19 protein-coding genes and 2 pseudogenes are annotated in these 21,552 nt (G+C 63.4%); 11 read left to right on the forward strand and 10 right to left on the reverse strand.

The window, feature by feature from the left end; genetic code table 11:
- Window positions 1-82 precede the first annotated feature (82 nt).
- Window positions 83-940: pseudogene (locus ACP691_RS01325) on the reverse strand (HAMP domain-containing protein); the annotation flags it as partial.
- Window positions 941-1,071: 131 nt separating this feature from the next.
- Here ACP691_RS01325 and ACP691_RS01330 point away from each other — a divergent pair.
- A complete protein-coding gene (locus ACP691_RS01330; protein ID WP_426149738.1) occupies window positions 1,072-1,848 on the forward strand; it encodes an EAL domain-containing protein in 777 nt (258 codons plus the stop codon).
- 14 nt (window positions 1,849-1,862) lie between these two features.
- On the opposite strand, the gene ACP691_RS01335 is transcribed toward ACP691_RS01330, so the two are convergent.
- Together ACP691_RS01335 and nadC are read right to left on the reverse strand one after the other, a co-directional pair.
- Window positions 1,863-2,408 carry a cupin domain-containing protein gene (locus tag ACP691_RS01335; protein ID WP_040261712.1) on the reverse strand — a complete coding sequence of 182 codons (546 nt, stop codon included), beginning with the start codon at window positions 2,406-2,408 and terminating at the stop codon, window positions 1,863-1,865.
- Between the two features lie 41 nt (window positions 2,409-2,449).
- Window positions 2,450-3,298, reverse strand: coding sequence for a carboxylating nicotinate-nucleotide diphosphorylase (gene nadC / locus ACP691_RS01340; protein ID WP_426149739.1), 849 nt, complete (start codon window positions 3,296-3,298; stop codon window positions 2,450-2,452).
- Between the two features lie 353 nt (window positions 3,299-3,651).
- Between nadC and ACP691_RS01345 the strand changes: the two genes are divergently transcribed.
- The 3 genes from ACP691_RS01345 (at window position 3,652) to ampE (ending at window position 7,375) form a co-directional block, all read left to right on the forward strand.
- A complete protein-coding gene (locus ACP691_RS01345) occupies window positions 3,652-5,886 on the forward strand; it encodes a DUF1631 domain-containing protein (protein WP_426149740.1) in 2,235 nt (744 codons plus the stop codon).
- Window positions 5,887-5,966: 80 nt separating this feature from the next.
- Window positions 5,967-6,545: a 1,6-anhydro-N-acetylmuramyl-L-alanine amidase AmpD gene (gene ampD, locus ACP691_RS01350; protein ID WP_426149741.1), complete on the forward strand. Its 579-nt coding sequence runs from the start codon at window positions 5,967-5,969 to the stop codon at window positions 6,543-6,545.
- Window positions 6,542-7,375, forward strand: coding sequence for a regulatory signaling modulator protein AmpE (ampE, locus tag ACP691_RS01355; protein WP_426149742.1), 834 nt, complete (start codon window positions 6,542-6,544; stop codon window positions 7,373-7,375). The genes ampD and ampE overlap by 4 nt, the downstream gene beginning before the upstream one ends.
- Window positions 7,376-7,525: 150 nt before the next feature.
- Here the strand turns inward: ampE and ACP691_RS01360 are convergent, their stop codons facing one another.
- Window positions 7,526-8,332, reverse strand: coding sequence for a TatD family hydrolase (locus tag ACP691_RS01360; protein WP_426149743.1), 807 nt, complete (start codon window positions 8,330-8,332; stop codon window positions 7,526-7,528).
- Window positions 8,329-9,345 carry a catabolite repressor/activator gene (cra, locus tag ACP691_RS01365; RefSeq protein ID WP_426149744.1) on the reverse strand — a complete coding sequence of 339 codons (1,017 nt, stop codon included), beginning with the start codon at window positions 9,343-9,345 and terminating at the stop codon, window positions 8,329-8,331. The genes ACP691_RS01360 and cra overlap by 4 nt, the downstream gene beginning before the upstream one ends.
- A gap of 374 nt (window positions 9,346-9,719) precedes the next feature.
- On the opposite strand from cra, the gene ptsP reads away from it, so the two are divergent.
- The 3 genes from ptsP to ACP691_RS01380 are packed head-to-tail and all read left to right on the forward strand — an operon-like array spanning window position 9,720 to window position 15,267.
- On the forward strand, window positions 9,720-12,584 hold the full coding sequence (gene ptsP, locus ACP691_RS01370; protein WP_426149745.1) for a phosphoenolpyruvate--protein phosphotransferase: 2,865 nt from the start codon (window positions 9,720-9,722) through the stop codon (window positions 12,582-12,584).
- Window positions 12,584-13,540, forward strand: a complete 957-nt coding sequence (gene pfkB, locus ACP691_RS01375; RefSeq protein WP_426149746.1) for a 1-phosphofructokinase — start codon at window positions 12,584-12,586, stop codon at window positions 13,538-13,540. Before ptsP ends, pfkB begins: the two co-directional genes overlap by 1 nt.
- Complete coding sequence (locus tag ACP691_RS01380; RefSeq protein WP_426149747.1) at window positions 13,537-15,267, forward strand: PTS fructose-like transporter subunit IIB; 1,731 nt, start codon at window positions 13,537-13,539, stop codon at window positions 15,265-15,267. Before pfkB ends, ACP691_RS01380 begins: the two co-directional genes overlap by 4 nt.
- A gap of 182 nt (window positions 15,268-15,449) precedes the next feature.
- On the opposite strand, the gene ACP691_RS01385 is transcribed toward ACP691_RS01380, so the two are convergent.
- The 3 genes from ACP691_RS01385 to ACP691_RS01395 form a co-directional block, all read right to left on the reverse strand.
- Window positions 15,450-16,730 (reverse strand): TRAP transporter large permease, encoded by a 1,281-nt coding sequence (locus ACP691_RS01385; RefSeq protein ID WP_426149748.1) that lies wholly within the window; start codon window positions 16,728-16,730, stop codon window positions 15,450-15,452.
- Window positions 16,731-17,258, reverse strand: a complete 528-nt coding sequence (locus ACP691_RS01390) for a TRAP transporter small permease (protein ID WP_426149749.1) — start codon at window positions 17,256-17,258, stop codon at window positions 16,731-16,733.
- Window positions 17,259-17,322: 64 nt separating this feature from the next.
- Window positions 17,323-18,306, reverse strand: coding sequence for a TRAP transporter substrate-binding protein (locus ACP691_RS01395; RefSeq protein ID WP_426149750.1), 984 nt, complete (start codon window positions 18,304-18,306; stop codon window positions 17,323-17,325).
- A gap of 211 nt (window positions 18,307-18,517) precedes the next feature.
- On the opposite strand from ACP691_RS01395, the gene ACP691_RS01400 reads away from it, so the two are divergent.
- The 4 genes and pseudogenes from ACP691_RS01400 to ACP691_RS01415 all read left to right on the forward strand — a co-directional run.
- Window positions 18,518-18,649, forward strand: a complete 132-nt coding sequence (locus ACP691_RS01400) for a hypothetical protein (protein WP_426149751.1) — start codon at window positions 18,518-18,520, stop codon at window positions 18,647-18,649.
- The gene (locus ACP691_RS01405; protein WP_426149752.1) at window positions 18,639-18,827 is read left to right on the forward strand and encodes a type II toxin-antitoxin system VapB family antitoxin; all 189 of its coding nucleotides are present in this window, start codon (window positions 18,639-18,641) and stop codon (window positions 18,825-18,827) included. Before ACP691_RS01400 ends, ACP691_RS01405 begins: the two co-directional genes overlap by 11 nt.
- Window positions 18,827-19,195 (forward strand): type II toxin-antitoxin system VapC family toxin, encoded by a 369-nt coding sequence (locus ACP691_RS01410; RefSeq protein ID WP_426149753.1) that lies wholly within the window; start codon window positions 18,827-18,829, stop codon window positions 19,193-19,195. Before ACP691_RS01405 ends, ACP691_RS01410 begins: the two co-directional genes overlap by 1 nt.
- Before the next feature lie 127 nt (window positions 19,196-19,322).
- A pseudogene (locus tag ACP691_RS01415) lies at window positions 19,323-19,550 on the forward strand (transposase); the annotation flags it as partial.
- A 97-nt stretch (window positions 19,551-19,647) separates the two neighbouring features.
- Here the strand turns inward: ACP691_RS01415 and ACP691_RS01420 are convergent.
- Window positions 19,648-19,899, reverse strand: a complete 252-nt coding sequence (locus ACP691_RS01420; RefSeq protein WP_426149754.1) for a hypothetical protein — start codon at window positions 19,897-19,899, stop codon at window positions 19,648-19,650.
- A gap of 2 nt (window positions 19,900-19,901) precedes the next feature.
- The gene (locus ACP691_RS01425; protein WP_426149755.1) at window positions 19,902-21,485 is read right to left on the reverse strand and encodes a phytoene desaturase family protein; all 1,584 of its coding nucleotides are present in this window, start codon (window positions 21,483-21,485) and stop codon (window positions 19,902-19,904) included.
- Window positions 21,486-21,552 lie beyond the last annotated feature (67 nt).

A 21,552-nucleotide genomic window follows, 5' to 3' on the forward strand; every position in this document is an offset into this window, starting at 1 on the left:
CGTCCAGGTCCGCGGCGTTGCGCTTGAGGCGACTGAAGGTTTCATCGAGGAAGTCACGCAAGGTATTGGCCGCCGTGGCCAGCTGGCCCAGTTCATCGTGGCGATCGTTCTGCACACGGTCCTTGAACCTGCCGTGGCTCAGGTCGGCCACATAAGCGATCAGCCGGGTCACCGGTGCCACCAGGCGGTGGCTCACCAGCCACAGGCTAAGCGCCGCCACGGCCAGGGCCGACAGCACCATGATCAACACGCCAAGCCATATGGCTTCCTGGGCACTGTTGCTGATGGCAATGGCCTGAGCCTTGGCGTCCTTGCCGATATCCTGGGCCAGTTGGCTCAGTTGATCGGTGGTTTGCCGGTCGATACCCTGCACGGCGCGATCACCGGCTACAGGGTCGGCGCCCGCTGCGATGAAAGCGTCGCGTCCCTTGGTATAGGCAGCCAGCAGGGCTTGATGGCCGTCACGCAATTGGCCGGCACGCTCCTTGAACTGGGCGGGCATGTCCGGCTCGGCCATCAGCTCGGCCAGCAGGCCTTGCACGGCGCGATGCCGCTCTTCGAACTGCCCCCAGTATTTGCTCAGGTCCGCCGGCTGCTTGCCGCGCAGCAGCACGTTCTTCCACTCCTGTACCTGGACCTTGAACTGCAGGTTGGTCTCCTCGACCAGTTGAGACGCGTGGACAGGACCATCGACCAGGGCGCGATAGTCGCGTATGCCTTGGGCCAGGGACTGAAAGCAGCCCAGGGCGATCAGCAGGATGGCAAGGAGGCTGGCGCCAATCAAAAGCAGCATTTGGGCCTTCAGGGAGGTCTTCAAGGACATGGGATTCTCGAACGCTAAATGGGCTGTAAGGTTGTCTTTGGAGCTTCCCTGTTCCTCGCTTAGCAAATCGGCCAGGCGTGTCAGCTCTTTAGCGTAGACGCTACCGCCTGTCTGCATGGCGCAAGAATCTTGCGTTATGGCCGAAAGCTAACAGGCGGCTTCTTTGTCGTCTGTTCGTAGCCTGCGAAGAAGGCTCGCCAAGATGATGCCTAAATGACAGTATTGCCGCCCATGCCAGGAGAGTTCATATGCCAAGGCCCAATTTCGAACAGCCTTTCGTGCCGGTGGGGTGCGCGCAATGCCGTGCCTTGGAGAAGCTCGATTTCGACTTCACCATGGCCTTTCAGCCCATTGTGGATGTACGCTCCGGCACACCCTACGCTTACGAAGCCTTGGTGCGTGGGGTACAAGGGGAGGGCGCCGGGCAGATCCTGGCCAAGGTCAATGCCGATAACCTGTACCGTTTCGACCAGGCTTGCCGGGTCAAGGCCATCGAGCTGGCTGCCAGCCTTGGGCTGGCTCGGATTCCCGACTGCAAGCTGAGCATCAACTTCTTTCCCAACGCCGTGTATCGCCCTGAAGCCTGTATCCGGGCCACAGTCGAGGCCTCGCGCCAGTTCGGCTTCCCGTTGAACCGCTTGATGTTCGAGGTGATGGAAGGCGAGCGCGTCGAAGAGCCGGAGCACCTCAAGGGCATCTTCGCCGAGTACGAACGCCATGGCTTTACCACGGCCATCGATGATTTCGGCTCCGGTTATTCGGGCCTCAACCTGTTGGCTGAATTCCAGCCCCAGGTGATCAAGCTGGACATGGCGCTCACTCGCAACATCGACGCGGACCCCGTTCGTGAAGCCATCGTCTCGGGCATCATCCATGCCGCCGGGCGGCTGGGCATCCAGATCATCGCCGAAGGCGTGGAGACCGAAGCGGAACGCGATGCTCTGCTCGAGCTGGGCATCCACCTGATGCAGGGATACCTGTTCGCCCGGCCAGAAGTAGGTTGCCTGCCTCTGTCCGGGCTCTGAGCTCCAGGGTATGGCTAGAAGTTCGCGGGCGTGTTGGCGCTGATGATTTCCGCCTCGTCCTGACCGATGTTCTTGAAACTGTGCGGCAGGGTGGTAGGGAAGTAATAGCCGTCGCCAGGTTGCAGGATGCTGACCTCGCCGTTGATGGTCAGCTCGATGGTACCTCGGGTGACCAGGCCGCATTCTTCGCCTTCAGGATGCACGATAGGCTCACCGCTGTCCGCGCCAGGCGCATACAGTTCGCGCAGCATGCGCATCTCACGGTTCTTCACGGTCGCGCCCACCAGCAGCAGGCGCACGCCATGGCGGCCGAGGTCCGGCTGGCTGGCGGCGCGGAAGATATGCGGGTTTTCCACAGGCGTTTCGTCGGCGGTGAAGAAGTCCGCCAGGGTCATGGGAATCCCTTCGAGCAGCTTTTTCAATGAGCTGACCGAAGGGCTGACGCGGTTCTGTTCGATCAGCGAAATCGTGGCGTTGGTCACGCCACTGCGCCTGGCCAGTTCTCGTTGAGAGAGCTGGTGGCGTTCACGCACCATTTTCAGTCGTGGCCCGATGTCCATAGCACCCTTATCGATGGGAAGAAAAACGCGGCCAATGCCGCTTACAGGCTCAGGCGCATCGACAGGTCGACCGCCTTCACATCTTTGGTGAGCGTACCGAGGGAGATGTAGTCCACTCCGGTTTCGGCAATCTGGCGCAGGGTAGTGTCGTTGATTCCACCGCTGGCTTCGAGCCTGGCCTTGCCGGCGGTGCGTCGCACGGCCTCGCGCATGTCCGCCAGGCTCAGCTCGTCGAGCATGATGATGTCCGCGCCGCCGGCCAGGGCCTGCTCCAGCTCATCGAGGTTTTCCACTTCCACCTCCACGGGTTTGCCAGGGGCCAGCGAGCGGGCGGTAGCGATTGCCTGGGCAATGCCGCCACAGGCCGCGATATGGTTTTCCTTGATCAGGAAGGCGTCGTACAAGCCGATCCGGTGGTTATGGCAGCCCCCGCAGGTAATGGCATATTTCTGCGCCAGGCGCAGCCCCGGCAGGGTCTTGCGGGTATCGAGCAGGCGCACCTGGGTGTGGCTGACCAGGTCGGCGTAGGTCCGTGCCCGAGTGGCCACGCCGGAAAGCAACTGGAGGAAGTTCAATGCCGAACGCTCGCCCGTGAGCAGCGAGCGTGCCGGGCCTTCCACCGTGAACAGGACCTGGTCGGGGCTGGCGCGGTCGCCATCCTGCACCTGCCAGTGCACCACTACGCGAGGGTCCAGCTGGCGGAACACCGCATCCACCCAGGCCGTGCCGGCAATCACGCAGGCCTCGCGGGTAATGATGCGAGCCGTGGCCAGCCGTTCGGCGGGAATGAGCTGGGCGGTGATGTCGCCGCTGCCCACGTCTTCGAGCAATGCACGGCGAACATTGGCTTCGATTTCCGCGGCCAGGTCAGCGATCCGTAGGTTCGGCATGGGGTACTCCGAGGCAAATTCGGGGCCGATTATAGGGGCAGAGCACCTGGCTGCGTACCCCACTTCAATAGCGGCAGGGAAAATGAGTTCAGGCGCAACTTTTCGGCGGCGCAGCGGTCAATGGTCCATTGATGTGATCGTAAAACTCAGCTCGCAGGGCTTTCGACTGGGTTGAGATCTGGTTCACAACCTGGCGCGCCTTGTAATTGACGCCACTTGTTTGGCGGACCATGCTCAGCACGAATGACGTGGCCTTCAGCTTCTATCCAGGTGGCCATGCTCGATGGAGGCAGGGCTGAAACTTGGACGATCTCACTTACATAGTGCCCAACCTTCAACACCAGGAGCCAGCCATGCCCACAGATGGCAAAGTGGTGCCTCTCAAGGTACCTGCTGACCAGGCAGCTTCGGCCCCTTTGGCCCGATTGCCCGTGGTGTTGCTGCAGGTGCGTGATAAAGCCGCCCAGCAACTCAAGGACGGCCTGCAGGCGTTGTTCGACAACGCCGACGACACCCTGTTCGAGATGGCCGACAAGGCCTTGAACAATGTCGACCAGAACACCTTCTTCGAAGCCATGCGCGACCTTCGTTTAAAGCGCAAGAATATCGAGCGCGGCTTTCTGGAAAAATTCTATGAAGCGTTCGTGCGCATCGGCCAGTATGACCTGGGAGAGCCGAGTGCGTCGGCCGTGACCTACGACAAGCTGGCCCTGGTGCCGCACGATGAGCTCGAGCGCACGGTGGCCCTGGATGCCATGGTCGGGAAGGTCATGGCGCGTGATGGCCTGGCCCTGGGTCAGCTGACCACCCGGCTCAATACCCTGGTGCCGCGCAAGCTGACCGACGACAGCAATCCACTGGGCCCGGCCATGCTCTGCGAGTACTTTCTGCAGGCCGGACGTAACCTGGGCGTGGAGATCAAGGTCAAGCTGATCATTCTCAAGCTCTTCGACAAGTACGTGCTCAGCGATACCGACCACCTGTACGCCGACGCCAACCAACTGTTGATCGCCACCGGCATCCTTCCCGAGCTCAAGGCAGCGCCGAGCCGCCGCGCCGAAGACCGCCCCGTTACCGCCCGAAAGCGGGTCGAGGCCACGACGGAAGCGCCGCCGGCGCGCGCTCAGAACGCGCAGACGCCTCTCCAGGCTCCCTTGGATGAAAGCGTGCGCGAGGTGTTCTCCGCGCTCCAGGAACTGCTGCACGCGGTTCGTGGCAGTGTTGCTCCGAAGGTGGAACATTCGGCGGAAGCACAGCCCATTTCCACCAACGACCTCCTGCGTCTGCTGTCCCACCTGCAACAGTACGTGCCCACCAACCCTTCCGCGCACGAAGACTATGACCTGCGCTACCAGCTCGAGCAGTTGCTGACCCGGGTAAGCGTCAAGAGCGGCAAGTTCCGGGTAGTCGGTGGCGTGGACGAGGACGTCATCAACCTGGTGGCCATGCTCTTCGAGTTCATCCTGGATGACCGTAACCTGCCGGATTCCCTCAAGGCGCTGATTGGCCGCCTGCAGATTCCAATGCTCAAGGTGGCGGTGCTGGACAAGAGCTTCTTCAGTCGCGGGGCGCATCCCGCCCGCCGTCTGCTGAACGAGATCGCCAGCGCCGCCATGGGCTGGAGCAGCCGCGACGAGTCCCAGCGCGATGCCTTGCACGCACGCATCGAGCAGATCGTGCAACGGCTTCTCAACGACTTCGTGGACGACCCCGCGCTGTTTTCCGAGCTGCTGGTGGACTTCCTTGCGTTCACGGGAGAAGAGCGACGCCGGAGCGAACTGCTCGAGCAACGCACCCGTGACGCTGAGGAAGGCCGGGCCCGGGCGGAAATGGCCCGTGCCCAGGTGCAGGCCGAACTCAATCGCCGCCTGATGGGGCGTACCCTGCCGCAAGTGGTGGTGCGCTTGCTGGAAGAAGCCTGGAGCAAGTTCCTGCTGCTGACCTGGCTCAAGCACGGCAGTGATTCGCAAGAATGGAAAGCCGGGCTGGCGACCATGGATCAACTGATCTGGAGCGTCGTGCCTCATGACGACCCGCACAGCCGCCTGCGCCTGCTGGAACTGGTGCCGGGGTTGCTCAAGTCGCTGCGCGAGGGCTTGACCAGTTCGGCCTTCGACCCCTTCGCCACCAGTCAATTCTTCAGCCAGCTGGAAAGCCTGCATGTTCAGGCATTCCAGCGCGAGGCACTGGGCGCGAACCTGCCGGGCCCGGCCAATGATCCGTCCCTGATCCAGGTGACGGATGAAATCGTGCTCGAGGGCAGCGAGCCTGCCACGTCGGCGGAGCCGGCGGCGCGCCTGCCTGAAAATGACCCGGCCCTGCGGCAGGTGGATAACCTCCGCCCAGGCGTTTGGGTGGAGCTGCAGGAAGACGAAGACACCCGGCTGCGCTGCAAGCTGACCGCGATCATCGAAAGCACCGGCAAGTATGTGTTCGTGAACCGTACCGGCATGAAGGTGCTGGAGCGAACCCGCATGGGCCTGGCCGAGGAGTTCAAGCGCGGCGCCATCCAGGTGCTCGACGATAACCTGCTGTTCGATCGCGCATTGGATGCGGTGGTCGGTAAGCTGCGGGAACTCAAAAAGTAAGGCACGTCTGCCTCGACGCTGCGCTGCTTCGCTGGAAAAGGCATACTGGGCGCCTGATCGGCCTGCCGCAAGGAGCCCTTATGCGCCTCGATGAGGTCCGTCTGGATCCCGTCACGGGTTGGTGCCATGGCGCACGCCATTGCCCGTCACCCAACTTCAATACCCGGCCCGGCGACGAGGTGTCGTTGCTGGTGATCCACAATATCAGCCTGCCGCCAGGGCAATTCGGGACTGGCCAGGTCCAGGCGTTTTTCCAGAATCGCCTGGACGCCGCTGCCCATCCCTATTTCGAAAGCATCGCCCAGATGACCGTTTCGGCGCATTTTCTGATCGAGCGCGACGGCGCGATCACTCAGTTCGTGTCCTGCCATGATCGGGCCTGGCATGCCGGTGTGTCCACCTTCGACGGGCGTGAAGGTTGCAATGACTTTTCCCTGGGCATAGAGCTGGAGGGTACCGACGACCAGCCCTACGCCGAGGCGCAATACGCAAGCCTCGCTCACCTGACCGCGCAGATCCGCCGTTGCTATCCGGCCATCGTGCCGGCGCGTATCCAGGGCCATTGCCATATCGCCCCGACCCGCAAGACCGATCCCGGCCCCGCCTTCGACTGGAGCCGCTACCTGTCCAGCTTGACCACCGAGGAGGGAGGCGCGTGAGTTTTCTGGTGCTGTTGCTCGTTGTCTTGATCGAGAAACTCTCCGCCTTGCGTCAGCGTGTGCAGGTCGACGGCTGGTTCCTGCGGGCGCTGCGGCGCCGCGAGCGCCTTTCGGGGAATGTCAGGCCGGGCTTGGCCTTGGCCTGGCTGGTCGCGCCGCCCGTGGCGCTGGTCGCGGTGTTGCTGTGGGCCTTGGGCGAGGTGGCCTATGGCTGGTTGGCGCTACCGTTGCACCTGGTCGTGTTGCTCTACAGCCTGGGCCGGGGCGAGCCCAAGGTTGCCACCGGCCCGCTGCGCGATGCCTGGCGCCGAGGCGACCTGCAGGCAGCGCTGCATGTGGCCGAGCGGGACCTGGGTCTCAGCGCGCCGAGCCCCGAGGCCCTGGCTGAACAGGCCCAAGGCTGGCTGCTGGGCCAGGCCTTGCGCAGTTTCTTCTCTGTAGTCTTCTGGTACAGCCTGCTGGGCCCGGCCCTGGCCCTGGCCTACCGGCTACTGGCATTGATTGCCGAACGCACCGCGGACCCGGCCCTGGCCGAGCGCGCCGGGCTGATGCTGCATGCCCTGGACTGGCTACCGGCACGCATGCTCGGTGCCAGCTTCGCCCTGGTCGGCAACTTCGTCGCGGTGTGTCGCTGGATGCTCCATGAACTGCTGGACTGGCACGGTAGCGCTGGCCGTTTCGTCGCCCATACCGGTCGCCTGGCTGCCGACCTGGCTGCTCCAGGTGGCTCCAGCGAGCCCGTGGCTGCCCTGGACGCGCTCTGGGCTTTACTGCAACGGGCGGCAGTGCTGTGGTATGCGCTGTTTGCGCTCTGGACCTTGCTGTATTGAAAGAACCAGCCCCCGTAGCAGCCCGCCTTGGCGGCGACCGGCCGTAGCAGGATGCCAGAGACCTGGTCGCGGCCAAGGCCGGTTGCTACGGCGACATACCGGCACACCTTGTAGCAGCCCGCCTTGGCGGCGACAGGGCATAGCGCGGTGTCAGGTCTGCTCGCGGCCAACGTCGGCTGCTACCCACCCCAACAGCTCCCAGGCATTACGGGTACTGGCCTCGGCCAGTGTCTGCGCGCTTACCCCAAGGAGCTCGGCCAGCGCCTGGCAGATGGCCGGCAAGTGAATGGGGCTGTTGCGAAGGCCGGGGAACATGCTTGGCGCCATGTCCGGCGAATCGGTTTCCAGCACGATGCTGTCCAGGGGGAGGCGCGGCACCACCTTGCGCAGACGCAATGCCTGGGGCCAGGTGGGCGCGCCGCCCAGGCCCAGCTTGAAGCCAAGCTTCAGGTATTCGCGAGCTTCTTCCCAACTGCCGGCGAAGGCATGGATCACCCCACGTCTCGGTAGCTTGTAGCGCTTCAAGGTAGCGATCACAGCCGCATGGCAATGGCGCACATGCAACAGCACAGGCAGCTCGAAGTCCACCGCCAACTGCAACTGAGCCTCGAACAGCCATTGCTGGCGCTCGCGGTCCAGCTCCTTGAGGTAATAGTCCAGCCCGAACTCTCCTAGCGCGCACAGCCGTCCATGCCCCGCAAGGCGTTCGAGCCACTGGCGCAGTTCATCCAGGTGCCGCGGCTGATGCTCCTCCAGGAATACAGGATGCAGCCCCAAGGCGGCATAGACCCGGGAATCCGTGAGCGCCAGCTGCCACACCCGCTCCCAGTTGGCGCGATGTACCCCTAATACCACCACACGGCTTACGCCCCCCGCCTCGGCGCTATCCAGCACGGCCGAGCGGTCCGCGTCGAAATCGGGAAAATCCAGGTGGGTGTGGGTATCCACCAGGTTCACGCCTGGCCCTCTCTGATGCGCTGCTTGAAGGTACGGGCAATGGCATGGACGCCCGGCCTACAGACCTTTTCTTCCAGCGCGCCCAGGGCAAGTTCCAGCGCGCGAGCGGCGATCAATTCATGCTGCTGGGCCATGGCATTGATCGGTAGCGGGAGGAAGTCCAGCAGCTGGGTGTCGCCGAAAGTGCCCAGGCGTAGGTCGGGAGCGCCCAGACCGCGGCGCTGCAGTTCATCGAACACCCCCTGAAGCAGCACGTAGGAGGTCGTCACCAAAGCGTCTGGCAGGCCGCCGAGCTCTTCCACCAGCTCGCTCATCAGGCGCTGGCCCCGGTCGCGGCTGAAGGCCTCGCCTTCGCGTACCAGTACGGTTCCGGAAAAGTCATTGAGGGCATCGGCGAACCCGCCAGCGCGCTCAAGACTGATGCTCAGCTCCGGTCGGGCCCCGATCAGGGCGATATGCCGAGGCGGCGGCCCGCTCAGGGCGGGGTTGAGCAAGCTGGCGGTAAGCACGCGGGCGGCTTCACGATCATCACTGATCACCGAACAGAAGAGGGCTGGGTCCATCTGTCGGTCGATCGCGATGACGGGCGTGCCGCGACTCTGAATCTCGCGGTAGCAGCCATCGGCGGCCGGCAGACAACTGGCTACGAAGAGGGCGTCGCAGCGGCGCGCCCGGAACAGCTTCTGCAACTGTCGTTCGCTATCCGGGTCGTCGTCGGAACTGGCGATCAGCAGCTGATAGCCCCGGGCTCGGGCCTGTTGCTCCAGGTTCTTGGCGATGCGCGCGTAGCTGGGGTTTTCCAGGTCTGGGAGGATAAAGCCCAAAGTGCGCGTACGCTGGCTGCGCAGCCCCGCGGCCTGAGGGTTGGGCGTAAAGCCGTGTTCCTCCACCACCGCGCGCACACGCGCCACCGTGGTGTCACTGATGCGTTGTTGTGCCGCCTTGCCATTGATGACATAGCTGGCAGTGGTGACCGACACGCCGGCCAGCCGAGCGATATCGCTGAGTTTCAAACCAAGTTTCCTTTTATGGGCATCCCTGACCGCGGATGAGCGCCAGTCGAACGCATTCGTCATTGTCGCTTATCTTGCGCGGCGGCGGCAGGGGCGAGTTTTCCACAGCCTGGCCGACGGCAGGCGTTCCCTGTCGAGGCGATTTCGAGTAACGTTCATCGTTTGCTAGGTTAAACGTTTCAGCTAGCGTGAACGCGATAGAAATCATGCTCGCGAGGTCTTACCGCACAGGTGGTCTCTACCCTTGTCCAGCTGCCGTGGCAGGGCGCCGATGGCGCGCGTGTAGCGGTCCGGCCTTCGTATTGAGCATAGCCGCGTCACGCCGAAACACTCACAACAACAGCGCCCAGGAAGCGGCGCGATAAGGAGTCAGCATGCTCGAGCTCACCTCTGAGCAGATTTCCATGGGGCAAACGGCCTCGGACAAGCCTGCCGCGCTGCGCTTGCTCGCCGAGCGCCTGGTGGCCGATGGCCTGGTCGCCGAGGGTTACCTGCAGGGGTTGATGGACCGCGAAGCTCAGGGGTCGACCTACCTGGGGCAAGGCATCGCCATTCCCCATGGCACGCCGGCTACCCGCGACCAGGTATTCACCACAGGCGTGCGCCTGCTGCAGTTTCCCGAAGGGGTGGACTGGGGCGATGGCCAGCGGGTTTACCTGGCCATTGGTATCGCGGCCAAGTCCGACGAGCACCTGCGCCTGCTGCAACTGCTGACCCGCGCCCTTGGCGAAACGGACCTGGGCGAGGCGCTGCGCCGAGCGGCCACACCCGAAGCCTTGCTCAAGCTGCTTCAGGGCGCGCCGCAAGCCTTGGCCCTGGACGCGCAGATGGTCAGCCTTGGCCTGCCCGTGGACGATTTCGAGGAACTGGTATGGCGTGGCGCACGCCTGTTGCGCCAGGCCGATTGTGTCCACGGCGGCTTCGCCGGCATCGTGCAGGGCCTGGCGCCCTTGCCGCTGGGCGAGGGGCTGTGGTGGCTGCATAGCGAACAGGAAGTAACGCGCCCGGGGCTGGCCTTCGTGACCCCGGAGCGGCCTTTGACTTACCAGGGGCAAGCGGTCAATGGCCTGTTCTGCCTGGCCAGCCTGGGGGAGGCCCATGAAGCCTTGCTCGAACGGCTCTGCGCGCTGCTGATCGCCGGGCGCGGGGAGGAACTGTTCCATGCCGCCAACAGCCGCGCCGTGCTGGAAGTGCTCGGCGGGGACATTCCGCCGGACTGGCCCAGCGCGCGGATAACCCTGGCCAACGCCCATGGCCTGCATGCGCGGCCGGCCAAGGAGCTGGCTCAGCTGGCCAAGGGCTTCGAGGGTGAGATCCAGATACGTGTCATGGGTAGCGGCGAGGGGCCGGTTTCGGCCAAGAGCCTTTCCCGCCTGTTGAGCCTGGGCGCTCGCCGTGGGCAGGTGCTGGAACTGGCCGCCGAACCTGCGATTGCCGAAATCGCCCTGCCTATGTTGCTGGCCGCCATCGAGCAAGGCTTGGGCGAAGCCGTGGAGCCCTTGCCTGTTGTCTCGCCCGAAGAGGTGCAGGCACCACAGCCGCCTACCTCCCAGATGCCCACCCCAGCGGCGGGGAGTACGCTGCGCGCGGTGTCGGCGGCTCCCGGAATTGCCATCGGCCCCGCTCATGTGGAAGCGCCCGTGCAGTTCGATTATCCGGCTCGGGGTGAAAGCCCGGGCGCGGAGCGCCAGCGTCTGGAGATGGCGGTGGGCCAGGTGCGCAGTGACCTGCAACAGCTGATTGCCGGAGGCGCGGCCAAGTCCATCCGCGATATCTTCACGACCCATCTGGAAATGCTCGAAGACCCGGACCTGATCGAGGACGTCAGCCAACGCTTGCAGCAGGGCGACAGCGCCGCGGCGGCCTGGGTGGCGGTGATCGACAACGCGGCGGCTCGCCAGGAGAGCCTGGGCGATGCCTTGCTGGCTGAGCGAGCGGCAGACCTGCGGGACATTGGCCGCCGGGTGCTCGCCCAGCTGTGCGGGGTGCAGGCCGCACAGGCACCGGACGAACCCTATGTACTGGTGATGGATGAGGTAGGCCCGTCCGATGTGGCGCGCCTGGACCCGGCCCGGGTGGCGGGTATCCTGACTGCCCGCGGCGGGGCGACCGCCCATAGCGCCATTGTCGCCCGTGCCCTGGGTATCCCGGCCGTGGTCGGTGCCAGTGAGGCGGTGCTGCGCATCGTCCCAGGCACCCCCTTGCTGCTCGATGGCCAGCGCGGCACGGTGATCGTGGCGCCGCAGCCGGAGGTGCTGGAACGTGCTCGCATCGAACGCGACCAGCGCGCCCAGCGCCTGGCCGCGGCGGCGCAACGGCGGCACGAGCCGGCCCTGACCGCCGATGGCCACCCTGTGGAAGTCTGCGCCAACGTGGGCGAGGCCGCTGCCGTAAGCGCGGCGGTGGAGCAGGGCGCCGAAGGCATTGGCTTGCTGCGCACCGAGCTGATCTTCATGGCTCATTCCCAGGCCCCGGACGAGGCGACCCAGGAAGCCGAATACCGCCGCGTGCTGGATGCCCTCGAAGGCCGCCCGCTGGTGGTGCGCACGCTGGACGTCGGAGGCGACAAACCCTTGCCCTATTGGCCTATTCCCGCCGAGGAAAACCCCTTCCTGGGCGTGCGTGGCATCCGTTTGACGCTGCAGCGGCCCGAGCTGATGGAAACCCAGCTGCGTGCCCTGTTGCGCGCCGGCCAAGGCCGCCCGTTGCGAATCATGTTCCCCATGGTCGCCACAGTAGAAGAGTGGCGCCAAGGCCGCGATATGCTCGAGCGTTTGCGCCAGGCGCACCCGGTCGAGGACCTGCAGGTCGGCATCATGATCGAGGTGCCCTCCGCCGCGCTACTGGCCCCGGTACTGGCCCGCGAGGTGGATTTCTTCAGCGTCGGCACCAACGACCTGACCCAGTACACCTTGGCGATGGACCGCGGCCATCCGACCCTCTCCGCTCAGGCAGACGGCCTGCATCCGGCGGTACTGCAACTGATCGACATCACGGTACGCGCAGCCCATGCCCACGGCAAATGGGTGGGCGTGTGCGGTGAACTGGCGGCGGACCCCTTGGCGGTGCCTGTTCTGGTCGGCCTTGGCGTGGATGAATTGAGCGTGTCGGCACGCAGCATCGCAGAGGTCAAGGCCGGCGTGCGAGAGCTCAGCCTGCCCGATGCACAGCGGCTGGCGCAACGGGCCCTGAGCGCGGCAAGCGCCACTGAAGTACGCGCCCTGGTGGAGAAGCAGTGATGGCAAGGATTCTGACGATTACCCTCAACCCGGCCCTGGACCTGACAGTCGAGCTGCCGACGCTGCGCCTGGGCGAAGTGAACCGCGGTGAGGCCCTGCATGTGCATGCCGCTGGCAAGGGCCTGAACGTCGCCCAGGTATTGGCCGACCTCGGCCATCAGATCCGGGTCAGCGGCTTTCTTGGCCAGGCCAATAGCGACCGCTTCGAAGCCTTGTTCCGCCAGCGCGGCTTCGATGACGGTTTCGTCCGGGTGCCGGGGGAGACCCGGCGCAATATCAAGCTGGCCGAACGGGATGGCCGTGTCACCGACGTCAACGGCGTTGGGCCGGTCATCAGCGCCGAAGCACAGACCAGTTTGCTGGAGCGCTTGCCCGCATTGGCCGACGGCTGCTCCGTGGCGATAGTGGCGGGCAGCCTGCCCCAAGGCATCAGCCCGCAATGGCTGCAGCAGCTGCTCGAAGTCCTGCGTAGCCTCGGCCTGCAGGTGGCTCTGGACAGCAGTGGCGCGGCGTTGCGGGCCGGCCTGGCCTGCCAGCCCTGGCTGGTCAAGCCCAATACCGAAGAGTTGGCCCAGGTGCTGGGCAGCCCCGTGGAAGACCTGCGCCAGCAGGCCGAGGCCGCGACCGCGTTGCTCGAGCGTGGGATCGAGCACGTGGTGATTTCCCAGGGCGCTCAGGGCGTGAGCTGGTTCAGCCCGGGCCTGGCATTGCATGGCCTGCCGCCCACGGTGGCGGTGGCCAGCACCGTCGGCGCCGGGGATTCGCTGCTGGCCGGCATGGTGCACGGGTTGTTGGAGGCACAGTCGCCGCCTGAGACCCTGCGCACCGCCACCGCTATCGCGGCCATGGCAGTGACCCAGATCGGCTTCGGCATTCCCGACCGCGCCGCGCTGGCGCGCTTGGAAACGGGGGTGAGCGTTCGTCCCCTGGCAGCATTCGAGGAGGTGCCACAATGAAGCTGGCCATTATCACCGCCTGCCCCAACGGGCGAATCTCCAGCGTGCTCAGCGCCCGCCTGCTGGACGGCGCGGCCCAGCGCCGTGGCTGGAGCACCTGCGTGGAAATCCACGACCCGCAGCATCCGGAGCGGCACCTGTCACCCCTGAACATCGAGGAAGCCGACTATGTGGTGGTGGTCGCCACGGGCCCGGTGGAGCTTGAGCGCCTGCGTGGCAAGCGTCTGTTCCAGAGCACGCCGGCCGAAGCCCTGGGTAACGTGGATGCCTTCCTCGACCGCGCCCTGGATCAAGCCAGGCCCTACGAACCACAGGCCTCACCGGAGGCGGCTTCAGGCGCCACCGTGAACCGGCGTCCGCGCCTGGTGGCGATCACCGCCTGCCCGACCGGTGTTGCCCATACCTTCATGGCCGCCGAGGCCCTGCAACAGGCCGCCAGCCAACTGGGCTACGACCTGAAGGTGGAGACCCAGGGCTCGGTGGGCGCCCGCAACCCTTTGGCCGCCGAGGACATCGCCGCGGCGGACGTGGTGCTGCTGGCCTGCGACATCGAGGTGGCGACGGACCGCTTCGCCGGGAAGCGGATCTTCCGTTGCGGCACGGGCGTGGCGCTCAAGCAGGCCAAGGCCATGCTGGACAAGGCCCTGGCTGAAGGCCGGATCGAGTCCAGCGGCGAAGGCGCCGCGCCCGCTACCCAGGAAAAGCGCGGCGTGTACAAGCACCTGCTGACCGGGGTGTCGTTCATGCTTCCCATGGTGGTGGCGGGCGGCTTGCTGATCGCACTGTCCTTCGTGTTCGGCATCAGGGCGTTCGAAGAGGCCGGCACGCTGCCCGCCGCGCTCAAGCAGATCGGTGATGCGGCCTTCACCCTGATGGTGCCGCTGCTGGCCGGGTATATCGCCTGGTCCATCGCTGACCGCCCGGGCCTGGCGCCCGGGATGATCGGCGGCCTGCTGGCCAGTACCCTGGGGGCGGGCTTCATCGGCGGCATCCTGGCAGGCTTCATCGCCGGTTACAGCGCCAAGGGCGTCAGCCGCGCCGCCAGGTTGCCCACCAGTCTGGAGTCGCTCAAGCCCATCCTGATCATCCCCCTGCTGGCGAGCCTGATCACCGGCTTGATCATGGTGTATGTGGTAGGCGCGCCGGTGGCGAACATGCTCGGCTCGCTCACCGCCTTCCTCAACAGCATGGGCACCGCCAATGCCGTGCTGCTGGGTATCCTGCTCGGTGGAATGATGTGCGTGGACCTGGGTGGGCCGATCAACAAGGCCGCCTATGCATTCTCGGTCGGGCTGCTGGCTGACCAGACCACCGGCCCCATGGCCGCGACCATGGCCGCGGGGATGGTGCCGCCCATTGGCCTGGGCCTTGCCAGCCTGCTGGCGCGGAGCAAGTTCGCCCAGGCCGAGCGGGAAGCGGGCAAGGCGGCCATGGTGCTGGGGCTGTGCTTCATCTCCGAAGGCGCCATTCCGTTCGCCGCCAAGGACCCGCTGCGGGTCATTCCGGCGTCCATGGTCGGCGGCGCGCTGACTGGCGCGCTGTCCATGTACTTCGGCTGCAAGCTGGTGGCACCCCATGGCGGCCTGTTCGTGCTGTTGATCCCCAACGCCATGAACCATGCCCTGCTGTACCTGCTGGCGATCCTGGCGGGCAGCCTGCTCACCGCCGTGGTGTACGCGGTACTCAAGAAAGCCGAAGGGGGTGAACTGGTGGTGTCGCCTTCCTGATGCCGCGCGGGCCGGCTTGGAAAAAACGAGCCGGCCTGCACGAAGTTGTCATCTTGATTCCGTCAGTAGCTCCTTCCTGTCCGATCAGGAGCCACATAGCGGCAGGTCTCGGCCACGACCGTTACCCAGTGTGCGGCCAATCGCGGCCAAGGCCTGCTGCTACCGGCATAGCCAGCGCGTGGTTAGAGCACCACGCTCGGCAGCCACAGCGAAATGGCAGGGATGTAAGTCACCAACATCAGTACCAGGAACAGCGCCAGGTAAAACGGCAGCAAGGCCTTGACCGTGGCTTCGATGGTGACCTTGCCTACCGCAGCGCCCACGAACAACACCGCGCCCACGGGCGGGGTTATCAGGCCGATGCCCAGATTCACCAGCATGATCATGCCAAAGTGCACCGGGTCCACGCCTATTCCCACGATTACCGGCAGCAGGATCGGGGTAAGGATAAGGATCAGCGGGGCCATGTCCATCATGGTACCGAGCAACAGCAGCATGATGTTGATGCACATCAGAATCACGTAGCGGTTGTCCGACAGGGTCAGGAACGCAGTGGTGATCTTCGTCGGGATTTCCATCAGCGTGAGGATGTAGCCAAAGCTGGCGGCAAAGCCGATCAGGATCATCACGATCGAAACAGTGCGCACTGCCCGATGCATCAGTTTAGGCAGGTCGCGCCATTTATAGTCGCGATAGATGAACATGGTCACGAAGAACGACCAGAGCACGGCAATGGCGGCCGACTCCGTGGCGGTGAACACGCCCGAGAGGATACCCCCCAGAATGATGACCATGGCCATCATGCCCCAAAGCGCTTCACCGGCGATCTTCAATGCCTGGCGCAGCGGTATCACTTCGCCCTTGGGGTAATTGCGTTTGCGCGCAAAGAGCATGCAGAGTCCCATCATGACCGCGCTCAGCAGCAGCCCGGGCATGATACCGGCCATGAACAGCGAGGCGATGGACACCGTCCCGCCCGCGGCCAAGGAGTAAAGCACCGAGTTGTGGCTAGGGGGCGTCAGTAGCGCCTGCACCGACCCGCTGACAGTGACTGCCGTGGAGAAGTCCCGCGGGTAGCCATTGCGCTCCATCTCCGGGATCAGCACCGAGCCCACCGAAGCGGTGTCCGCTACTGACGAGCCCGAGATAGCCCCGAAGAAAGTAGAGGCGACAATGTTCACCAGGGACAGGCCGCCGCGCACAAAACCCACCAGTACACCGGCAAATGCCACCAGCCTGCGGGACATGCCGCCCTCGGCCATGATCGCCCCGGCCAGCACGAAGAACGGAATCGCCAATAGCGAGAATTTGTTGACCCCGCCCGCTACTTGAATCATCAAGGCGTCGAACGGGATTTCAATCCACCAGGCGCCGATCAATGCCGACAGGCCTAGCGCAAAGGCCACCGGCATGCCCACAAGGATCAGAAGGATAAAGCTGCCTAACAAGATAAACGCGTCCATTCACGCCGCTCCTTCGCTTTCTTCAACCAAGTCAAAGCGCACCACCCGGCGGTGGCTCTGGTCGCCTAGAAACAGCTTTTCCAACACGAACACCAGGGTGATTACCCCGCCGATTGGAATGGGCAGATAGGAAATCCCTACGCGCAGGCTGGGCATCTCGCCTATGAACTGGTTCCAGGTGTTCAGGCACAGCTTCAGGCCTTTGATCGCCATGAAGATGCACACCAGTGCCATCAGCAGCTGTACCAGGATCGCGGCGCCGCGGCGCAGGGCGGGTTGCATCAGATCGACGGCCATGCTCACCGCCATGTGCGCGCCGGCTCGGTAGCTGGCCGCCGCGCCGAAGAAGGTGAACACCACCATTAGCAGGATCGCCGTTGGTTCAGGCCAGCTGGAGCCAGACCCAAGGACGTATCGAGCGAAAATACCCCATGGAATGATCAGTGCCATGGCCAGCATCGACAGGCCAGCCACACCGATGCAGAGGCCATAGAGTGCGTCGTTAAACCGTAGAATCGTATTTTTCATGGGCTCACCACCGCTCCAGCAAGCGGGCATGCACCCGCTTACCAAAGCATTTTTGCTGGAGAAGTTATTTGACGGCTTCGATGCGAGTGATCAGGTCGGCATAGGGCGCGCCGTACTTACTACGTACCTGGGCGGTGGCATCGTAGAAGGCTTTCTTCTGCTCAGGGCTGAGGGTAATGAACTCAACGCCAGCTGCTTTGAGCTTGGCTTCGCTTTCCGCGGACTTCTTGTCCCAAAGCACGCGCTCTTCGGCCTGGGCTTCCATGGCGAGCTTCTTCACCAGCGCCTGTTGATCAGGGCTGAGTTTGTTCCAGGTGACCTTGGAGATAACCACCGGTTCCGGCAGGATCAAGTGCTCGGTCAGGGTATAGAACTTGGCGTTCTGGTAGTGGTTGTGCTCGAGCATGGTCGGTGGGTTGTTCTCGGCGCCGTCGATCACACCGGTCTGCAAGGCACTGAAGATTTCGCCTGTGGCCATGGCGATACCGTTGCCGCCCATGGCATTGACGGTGTCGATGAAGACCGGATTCCCCTGAACGCGGATCTTCATGCCTTTAAGGTCGGCAATATCGCGCACCGGCTTTTTGGTATAGAGATTACGCGTGCCACCGTCCATCCACGCTAGCGCAACCAGGTTGAATTGGGAGTTGGTGATCTTGTCGAGGATCTCCTGGCCGATATCCCCATCGATCACCTTCCGCATATGAGCGTGGTCACGGAAGATAAACGGTAGGTTGAACACGTTAACGTCGGGTACGACCGGCCCTACGATCCCCAGGCTCACCCGTGTCATCTGCACCGCGTTGGCCTGGACTTGCTCGACGACTTCTTTCTCAGACCCAAGCACGCCACCAGCGAACATCTTGAAGCTGATCTCGCCATGGCTTTGGTCCTCGAGCTTTTTCCCCATTTGCTGTTCAGCGACAACGGGCGGGTACCCCGCCGGGTGAACGTCCGCGAATTTGATCTTCACTTCTGCCATTGCCCCATTCGACAGGCAGAACACCAATGGAAGGGAGGCGATCAGTAGTTTGCGTTTGAAGTCCATGGCTATCTCCGATGTTGTTATTGTTTTTCAGGTACGGCGGCAAAACGAGCCCAGCAACAGTGTTGGAGAGCAAGTGGGCATGACCCCCTGTCTCCGGCACGGCAAAACCTTCCGTGCTCAGGACCGCGGGGAAGCCTTCGGACAAGATCATAGGTGATCTGTTGTCGTATGTCTTTATTTTCAGAAACTGCACAGATTAGGGGTTGTTGCCATGAACCATGCCCTGCTGTACCTGCTGGCGATCCTGGCAGGCAGCCTGCTCGCCGCCCTAGTGTACGCGGTGTCAAGAAAGTCGAAGGGGGCAACTGGTGGTGTCGCCTTTCTGATGCACGGTGACCATTGACGACGCGCTCTATAAGCGCGCCCTTGAGCTGGCTGATCCCAGCATGGACAAGGCTGACCTATTTCGGGAGGCCGTAAAGACCTTTGTTCGCATTCAAGCAGCTAAACGCCTTGCCTCGTTAGGTTCCGCAGCGCCGTCTATGGAAGACGTTCCCCGGCGACAGGGCGATCTCAGCTGATGGATGTGCTGGTCGATAGCTCAGTATGGATAGCGCACTTTCGTAGCCGTAATGAGGCACTGGTGGGTCTGCTCGGCCGCGATCAAGTGTTGATACACCCAATGATTCTGGGTGAGCTGGCCTGTGGGACACCACCTGACCGAGCCAGAACACTGGCTGACTTATCAAGCCTTCGCTATGAACAACAGGCTTCATTAAGCGAAGCGCTGGATTTTATCGAGCGTCATCAGCTTTATGGTCTTGGCTGTGGGCTGGTAGACATGGTCCTGCTCGCCTCCACGTTGATGTCAAAGGCTACCCTATGGACCTTGGATGAGCGTTTGGGGAAGCTGGCGGGCCACTTTGGGGTATTGCATACAACGCAATGAAGCCAGCTGTCGATGTGAGGTACCCATTAGGGTTTTATAGTCGTCGGCGTACTTGAACTGGCGAAGCTCAAGTTTGTTGGTGAAGCGGGCATCCCCGTGCAGCGATCTTCGGGTTGATTCCCAAGCAGAGCGTCGCTTCACCGGTTTTGACGACAAGATCATCGCCATGTATGCCCGTGGCATGACCGTGCGAGAGATTAGCGCCTTCCTGCGAGAACAGTACGGCACTGACGTTTCCCACGACTTCATCAGCTCGGTGACTGACGCCGTGATGGACGAGGTCGGCGCCTGGCAGCAGCGCCCGCTGGAGCCGATGTACTCGGTGATATTCTTCGATGCCCTGCGGGTCAACATCACAAGGCCGACCTGGTGATTTCACTGTCCGTCAGGTGACGGGCGTTAACCGCCCGAACACAAAAAGTCTGACAGCCCCATGGGCGAGCCCTTGCCACTCAGCGTCGGGCAGCCTCCGAGCCAGCCTTGAGTTTCATCTTGCCTACTCGAGCCCGAAACACCAGGCTGAGCAGGAACAACACAGTCTTGAGGTCCAGCATCTTCAGTGCCGCCCGGGCTTCCTCCGGGCGCAGACGGGCAACCATGGGCATGGCACCGAAGATCTTGCCCTTGATCAGCAGTTCGTTGCCGCTACGTTCGATGGCATTTACCGCCATCAGCTCACTGTTGTCGCTGCCGAATATCTTCATGGTCAGTTCCTCGTCACGCGGTCGAAATCCATCCCGAGGTCGTCGAACACCTTGATGGCGGTTGCGCGGCCGGCGCCGAATACGCCGCCGCCGGGGTGCATGAACGGCCCCACCAAGTAGAGGTTGTCGAGCCCAGGCACAGTCAGGCGACCCAGGTCGGGCGTGGGGCGGTGGGCAAAGTTCTGGTAGAAGTACGGGGCTACCCCATGCACGTCCCCCTTGACCATGGAGTTGGGCGAGCTGCGCTCCAGGTCCAGTGGCGAGCACAGGGTGCGGGCGATGATGTTGTCCGGTGTCAGGTTTTTCACGAACTTGCGGTAGGCCTGCAGGCTCAGGTCGCCGAATTCTTCCTTGTACTCGCCCCAGCGCGCGGCGCCGCCTTCGGCCAGGTTGTAGGGCGCGAAGGTCATACCATGGAACATCCCCTTGCCAGCTGGCACGCGGGTAGGGTCGTTGATGCTTTCGTCGCCGCCCGCCACCAGCCGCCGGGTGGACACGCGGCCGCGCCGCAAGGCATCGAAATCATCCAGCATGTCGCTCAGGCGATCACTGCTCATCATGGTCAGCATGGTAGCGCGGCCCACGTCAGGGCCTGCGTGAAACTCAGCTTGGCGATGCAAATCGTAGTGGCTCACGAACAGGCTGAAGGGGGCGAGGGTGGCGCGTTCGGCGCGGGCGATCACACCTGGGTCCAGCCCGTCCACAAAGCGCTTGATCACATGGGGATGAAGCGCGCCAATCACCGCATCCCTGGCAAGGATACGTTCACCGTCAGCCAGCTCCACGCCCGCCGCGCGACCATCGGACACCACGACCTTGCGCACTTCGGCATTGCACCGGATTTCCCCACCGTGGTGCTCGATGCAGCGGGCGAGGGCCTCGGACAGCTTGCCGCTGCCGCCTACCGGTTGCGACACGCCGTGGGTGTGCATGATCCCGACAAAGGCATACACGCCCATCCCTGTGCCCAGTTCGTCGGGCATCTGCAGGTTTTCGGCAATCACCCGCAGCAAGTGGATCTTCACCTTGTCGTGTTCGAACAGGTTATCGATGATGTCTAGCGTGCTGCGCTGCATGGCATCGAATAGCTCGCGGCCTTCCAGGCTCTGGTCGAGCATCGCCACCATGGCGCCCATGGGCAGCGGCGGCGAATAAAATCCGGAGAGGAACAGCGGCAGCAGCCCACCGGCCTTCAAGGCCAGCTCGCGGTAGGTGTTGGCGTCACGTTCGGATACCGTCGCGATGGACGCGCAGGCTTTGTCCAGGTCGCGATAGGTGATCAGCGAACTGCCGTCCTCGAAGACCGTGGCGTGAGGAATGTCGGAATAGTTGTATTTGAGCCCGAACCGGCTGAACAGGCCCAGCTCGTCCTGGGTGATCATTGGGTTGCCCTGGATCATGATGTGCACGCTGGAGTGCTCGTCGTGCCAGAAACCCGGTGTGTTGAGCTGGCGGGTAGACACGCCACCGCCCACGTAATCCTTGCGCTCCAGCACCAGCACCTTTTTTCCGGCCTTGGCCAGGTAGGCCGCGGCGACCAGGCCGTTGTGCCCTCCGCCGATTGCGACCACGTCGTAATGGTTCATCTGCACCTTCCCACAGGGTTTTATTGTTGTTGGCAGCCGTGCCATTGGCTGGGCTGTGGGGCGATTC

Source organism: Pseudomonas sp. DC3200b2, assembly GCF_049895785.1.
Lineage (GTDB): Bacteria > Pseudomonadota > Gammaproteobacteria > Pseudomonadales > Pseudomonadaceae > Aquipseudomonas > Aquipseudomonas massiliensis.

Coding starts and splice junctions, on each gene's coding strand:
- ACP691_RS01395 (WP_426149750.1), bottom strand. CDS start 18,306: ATGGACTTCAAACGCAAACTACTGATCGCCTCCCTTCCATTGGTGTTC.
- ACP691_RS01410 (WP_426149753.1), top strand. CDS start 18,827: ATGGATGTGCTGGTCGATAGCTCAGTATGGATAGCGCACTTTCGTAGC.
- ACP691_RS01425 (WP_426149755.1), bottom strand. CDS start 21,485: ATGAACCATTACGACGTGGTCGCAATCGGCGGAGGGCACAACGGCCTG.
- ACP691_RS01390 (WP_426149749.1), bottom strand. CDS start 17,258: ATGAAAAATACGATTCTACGGTTTAACGACGCACTCTATGGCCTCTGC.
- ACP691_RS01420 (WP_426149754.1), bottom strand. CDS start 19,899: ATGAAGATATTCGGCAGCGACAACAGTGAGCTGATGGCGGTAAATGCC.
- ACP691_RS01385 (WP_426149748.1), bottom strand. CDS start 16,730: ATGGACGCGTTTATCTTGTTAGGCAGCTTTATCCTTCTGATCCTTGTG.
- ACP691_RS01345 (WP_426149740.1), top strand. CDS start 3,652: ATGCCCACAGATGGCAAAGTGGTGCCTCTCAAGGTACCTGCTGACCAG.
- ptsP (WP_426149745.1), top strand. CDS start 9,720: ATGCTCGAGCTCACCTCTGAGCAGATTTCCATGGGGCAAACGGCCTCG.
- pfkB (WP_426149746.1), top strand. CDS start 12,584: ATGGCAAGGATTCTGACGATTACCCTCAACCCGGCCCTGGACCTGACA.
- ACP691_RS01330 (WP_426149738.1), top strand. CDS start 1,072: ATGCCAAGGCCCAATTTCGAACAGCCTTTCGTGCCGGTGGGGTGCGCG.
- ACP691_RS01335 (WP_040261712.1), bottom strand. CDS start 2,408: ATGGACATCGGGCCACGACTGAAAATGGTGCGTGAACGCCACCAGCTC.
- nadC (WP_426149739.1), bottom strand. CDS start 3,298: ATGCCGAACCTACGGATCGCTGACCTGGCCGCGGAAATCGAAGCCAAT.
- ACP691_RS01400 (WP_426149751.1), top strand. CDS start 18,518: ATGAACCATGCCCTGCTGTACCTGCTGGCGATCCTGGCAGGCAGCCTG.
- ampD (WP_426149741.1), top strand. CDS start 5,967: ATGCGCCTCGATGAGGTCCGTCTGGATCCCGTCACGGGTTGGTGCCAT.
- ACP691_RS01380 (WP_426149747.1), top strand. CDS start 13,537: ATGAAGCTGGCCATTATCACCGCCTGCCCCAACGGGCGAATCTCCAGC.